The following is a 523-nucleotide window of genomic DNA, read 5'->3' as shown; positions in this document are numbered from 1 at the left end:
CGTCAGGCCAGAAATGTGGCTGCTGACCCTCGATCAGGACAGCCGTATTTATCACCAGCTCAGTGTTCCCGACATTTTACACAGCCTGCTGAAACAGAAAAAACTCCAGGCCAATATACGTTTTAATAACCCTCACTCAGTGCGGGAATACACCACCATGAAAAGGGGATCCTCCTATGATTTCTTTACCCGCCTGGCTGCGGAAGAGGGGATTTTCTTCTGGTTCGCCGATGATGGCCTCCATGTGAGCGACAGCCACTTACACATGAGGGCACCGGATACGCTGATCTACAACCCAGATGTCACCGACGCAACAGATGAAAATGTTATCTCCGGATGGTCTCTTGGCTCCCACATGCGCCCTGAATCCATCACTCAAAAAGACCGGAATTACCGCAACCCCAATTATGCTTTGCAGCATAACGCCACCGATTATGAAGCAGAAAATAGCACGCCATTTCACATTTTCGAAAGTTACGGGCGGTTTCAAAAAGACAAAGAGGGCATTCCGTTTACTCAGTAC

At 48.9% G+C, this 523-nt stretch carries 1 protein-coding gene; it reads left to right on the top strand.

Annotated elements, in window-relative coordinates; genetic code table 11:
- On the top strand, window positions 1-523 hold a 523-nt coding region (locus C5471_RS23570), incomplete at both ends, for a contractile injection system protein, VgrG/Pvc8 family (protein ID WP_278250197.1).

The organism is Photorhabdus tasmaniensis, assembly GCF_011189505.1.
GTDB lineage: Bacteria > Pseudomonadota > Gammaproteobacteria > Enterobacterales > Enterobacteriaceae > Photorhabdus > Photorhabdus tasmaniensis.
Note: the sequence above shows the minus strand (reverse complement) of the source record. Positions and strands in the feature narration are given on the sequence as shown.